This is a genomic window from Streptomyces albidus (ex Kaewkla and Franco 2022) (assembly GCF_013870515.1).
Classification (GTDB): Bacteria; Actinomycetota; Actinomycetes; order Streptomycetales; family Streptomycetaceae; genus Streptomyces; species Streptomyces albidus.
The window spans coordinates 1-4,186 of record NZ_JACBXA010000366.1; the positions used below are offsets into that span (position 1 = coordinate 1).

Below are 4,186 nucleotides of genomic sequence, written 5' to 3' on the forward strand. Positions count from 1 at the left end.
CTCGCCGGACTGGCCGAGACGGGCCGCATCCAGGGTGACTACGAGGCCGTCGACGCCCTCCACGAACAGCTGCTGGCCGAGGCCAGGGAGCGCGGCGAGGCCCGCCACACGGTGTGGGCGCTCGAGGGCATCGCACAGATGCGGCGCAACACCGGCTCGTACGACTCGGCCCTCGCGATGTTCGAGGAGGCGGCCGGGATCGCCGAGCAGGCCGACGACTGGCGAGGCCGCGCCTGGGCGCTGCGCGGCATGGCCGACATCGTGTCCGTACGGGACGGCGACACGGAGCGCGCCCTCGCACTGCTCACGGATGCCGAAGCCCTCTGCCGCGCGATGGACCTGGCGGGCGCGCTCGCCTACAACCACAAGATGCGTGCCAACGTCCTCTTCCGCGCCGGGCGTTACGCCGAGGCGAGGGTGCTCTACGAGCAGGCGCTGGAGGAGTTCTCACAGCTCGGAGAACCGCGTGGCGAGGCGCTGTCCCGGCTCGGGCTCGTCAAGTCCCGTGCCCGTCTCGGCCGGGAGCCCGCCCGTACCCGCGCCGAACTCGGCGAACTGCGCGCGGACTTGGAGGCCCTCGGGCTGCATCATGCGCGCCGCCTGGTCCAGGACGCCCTGGAGGACCTGGGCATGGCGCCGTCGCGGGAGACCGCCGAGGCCGTCGCCGCCTGACCTGGAGGCCTCGAACAAGGCCTGCCGGGCCGCCCGTTGGGAGCGCCGAGCGGCCCGGCACGGACGATCAGTGACGCATCCGACTCGAACTGGTGGGCACATTCCCGGCCGAGCGGGGAACGCGTGAACCATGACTCCGCTCACTGCGCGGTCTCCGCGCCTCACACCCACCGCCCGGATAAGACGCGGCTTCCCCATCCGCGTCTCGCACAATCCCGGGTCGGACGATCATTCCCCCGGAAGGCGTCAAGAACGTCGCCCGTTCGAGCTGGCGGCCCGTCAGCACAGCGCTTTACTCGGCGAGTTGGCGCACTTGAGCAGCACTATTACAGTGATGCCGATGCCCTCCCCCTTCTCCGCTCGGGCTGCCCGCACTTCACGGCCTTCCTTGGAGGTCCCGTGAGCCGCCAACTGGAACAGCCCCATTCGTCCCGCGCTCCGCTCCCGCCAGCCGCGCCGACCGCGCAGCCCCCTGAGCCGCCTCCGGCCGAACGCCACGCGCAGGACCCGGCTCCGGTCAGGGTCGAGAAGCAGAAGCAGCGCGACCCCTACTTCGACAACGCCAAGTACCTGGCGATCGTGCTGGTCGCGCTGGGTCACTCGTGGGAGCCGCTGCGAGACGGATCGCGTGCCGCGGGCGCGCTCTACATCTTCGTCTACACCTTCCACATGCCGGCGTTCATGGTCATCTCCGGCTACTTCTCACGCAGCTTCCAGGGCAAGCCCCACCAGCTGAAGCGGCTGGTGACCGGCGTCGCGGTGCCGTACGTCGTCTTCGAGGTCGTCTACACCTTCTTCAAGCGCTGGGCCGACGACGACCCGGAGCAGCCGATCAGCCTGCTCGATCCCTGGTATCTGACCTGGTTCCTGGGCGCGTTGTTCATCTGGCGGCTGACGACGCCGCTGTGGAAGACGGTGCGCTGGCCCGTCGCCCTCTCCCTCGCCATCGCCGTGCTGGCCTCCGTCTCGCCCGACATCGGCGACGACATGGACCTCCAACGCGTCCTGCAGTTCATGCCGTTCTTCGTCATCGGGCTCTTCCTCAAGCCCGAGCACTTCGACCTCGTACGGCGTCGCTCTGCCCGGCTCCTCTCCATCCCCGTGACGCTGGTCTCGCTGGTCGTCGCGTACTGGGCGGTGGAGCGCATGAACGCCGTGTGGTTCTACCACCGCGACAGCGCACAGGAGATGGGCGCTCCCTGGTGGGTCGGCGTCATCATGACGCTGGCGCTCTTCGGCTGCTCGATGGTGCTCACGGCGTGCTTCCTGGCCTGGGTGCCCCGCCGCAAGATGTGGTTCACGGCGCTGGGAGCCGGAACGCTCTACGGCTACCTGCTGCACGGGTTCTTCGCCAAGGGCTCCCGTTTCGGCGACTGGTACGACGCCGACTGGACGCAGACGCCTGCGGGCGCCGTCGGGGTGACGTGCATCGGGGCCGTCCTGATCACGCTGTTGTGCACGCCGCCCGTGCAGCGGATGTTCCGCTTCACGATGGAGCCGAAGATGACATGGGCGTTCCGGCACGATCCCGCCGACGCCGCCCGCAGACGGATGAACAGCAAATAGCGCGACACGAACCGCCGCCTGGGCCAAGGCATTTCGAGGTCCGGGCGGCGAAGCACCTCAACTGAGGCCCGGACCGAAGCCGGTCCCGGCCTCAGTTTTCGCGTTCTCACCCCTGCTGCTCACCCGACGCGGGAAGCAGACCGCGGCACACACGTTCCCAGCGGGGCCCGGGCCCGCTAGCTTTCCGTACGACGCGCGCGTCCGTAACCCGGACACGGAGCACATCAGGCCGAACAGCGCCGCTCGCCACCGTCGTTCGCACCGGAAGGACCCCGAAGTGCACGTACCGCTTCCCACCGCCCCACTCTCCGTGGGCGGCGCAGCCCGCCGAGCACGGAGACACCGGTCTCTCGCCGCGCTGGCCGCCGCCGTACTCGCGACGCCGCTTCTGCTCACGGCCACCGCCGCCCCCGCCGCCGCAGCCGAGGCCCCTTCGGCCACGTCCGTGTCCAAGGCCTCCGCCGGTGAACGCACCGAGGACGGCGCTCAGTTGGCGAAAAAGCTGGTCAAGCGAACGGGCGTCAAGGGCGCCATGCGGCACATGAAGGCGTTCCAGGCGATCGCGCACGTAGCCGACGGCAACCGGGCGGCCGGATCACGCGGACACGAGCTGTCCGCCAAGTACGCGGGCACGCTGCTGAAGGCCGCGGGTTACGAAGTCACCTACCAGAGCTTCGACTTCATCTACCGCGAGACCCTCGCCGAGAAGCTGACGATCCGTACGCCCGACGAGCGCGACGTGCCCGTCAAGGTGATGACGTACACCAAGAGCACCCCCGAGGGCGGCACGGAAGCCGACCTGGCAGCGGTCCCGGCGGACGAGGACGGCACCACCGGCTGCACGGCGGCGGACTACGAGTCGGGTGACTTCAAGGGCCGTATCGCACTGATCCAGCGCGGCGGCTGCACCTTCGCTGAGAAGCAGGCCGCGGCAGCCGAGGCGGGGGCCGTCGCCGCGGTGATCTACAACAACGAGGACGGCGAGCTCAGCGGCACCCTCGAGGACCCGGCCAACGGACGCATCCCGACCGGCGGCGTCAGCAAGAAGGACGGCGAGGCGCTGGCGGCCCAGGCCGGGTCGGAAAAGGTCACCGCGAACGTGGAGTTGCGCGAGTTCCAGGAGGAGCGCAGCACTCCCAACGTCATCGCCGAGACCCGCGGCGGCGACGCGGACAACGTGGTGATGCTCGGCGCCCACCTCGACTCCGTGAGCGAGGGCCCGGGCATGAACGACAACGCCTCGGGCTCGGCCGGAATCCTCGAGACGGCGCTCCAGTTCGCCAAGGCGGGCGGCACCAGGCACCACGACGGCAACAAGGTGCGCTTCGCGCTGTGGACGGCGGAGGAGGTCGGTCTCCGCGGTTCCGAGCACTACGTCACCGAACTCCCCCAGGCCGAGCGGGACAAGATCGCGCTCTACCTCAACTTCGACATGATCGCCTCCCCCAACTACGGCCTGTTCGTTCACGACGGCGACGACTCCGACGGCGAGGGCTCCGGTCCCGGTCCCGAGGGGTCGGCCCAACTCGAGCGCGACATGGTCGACTTCATCGCCTCCCGTGGTGAGGAGTCACGCGGCAGCGACTTCGACGGCCGGTCCGACTACGGCCCCTTCATCGAGGCGGGCATCCCGGCCGGCGGCTCCAAGACCGGTGCGGAAGGCATCAAGTCCGCAGAGGAGCAGAAGCTGTGGGGCGGCGAGGCAGGTGCCGCGTACGACGGCTGCTACCACCAGAAGTGCGATGACCTCCGCAACATCGACAAGAAGGCGTTCGACCTGAACATCAAGGTCATGGCCAACGCCGTGGGCCACTACTCACGGGACGTCAGCGACCTTCCCTGACGTCCGGCACGGCCCCTCCGCTCCAATTGAGCGGCGCCGTACCGCCGGTGCCCGCCCGCGCGATCGTCAACACCCAGATCTGGGGCCTGACCGGCGTACAGGCCG

3 protein-coding genes are annotated in these 4,186 nt (G+C 69.4%); all 3 read left to right on the forward strand.

The window, feature by feature from the left end; all coding sequences use genetic code 11:
- Positions 1–672 (forward strand): tetratricopeptide repeat protein (locus tag H5J26_RS28910; protein WP_181768923.1); only part of this gene is annotated, 672 nt, incomplete at its 5' end.
- Between the two features lie 399 nt (positions 673–1,071).
- Complete coding sequence (locus H5J26_RS28915) at positions 1,072–2,238, forward strand: acyltransferase family protein (RefSeq protein ID WP_181768924.1); 1,167 nt, start codon at positions 1,072–1,074, stop codon at positions 2,236–2,238.
- Between the two features lie 277 nt (positions 2,239–2,515).
- A complete protein-coding gene (locus H5J26_RS28920; RefSeq protein ID WP_309238105.1) occupies positions 2,516–4,081 on the forward strand; it encodes a M28 family peptidase in 1,566 nt (521 codons plus the stop codon).
- Positions 4,082–4,186 lie beyond the last annotated feature (105 nt).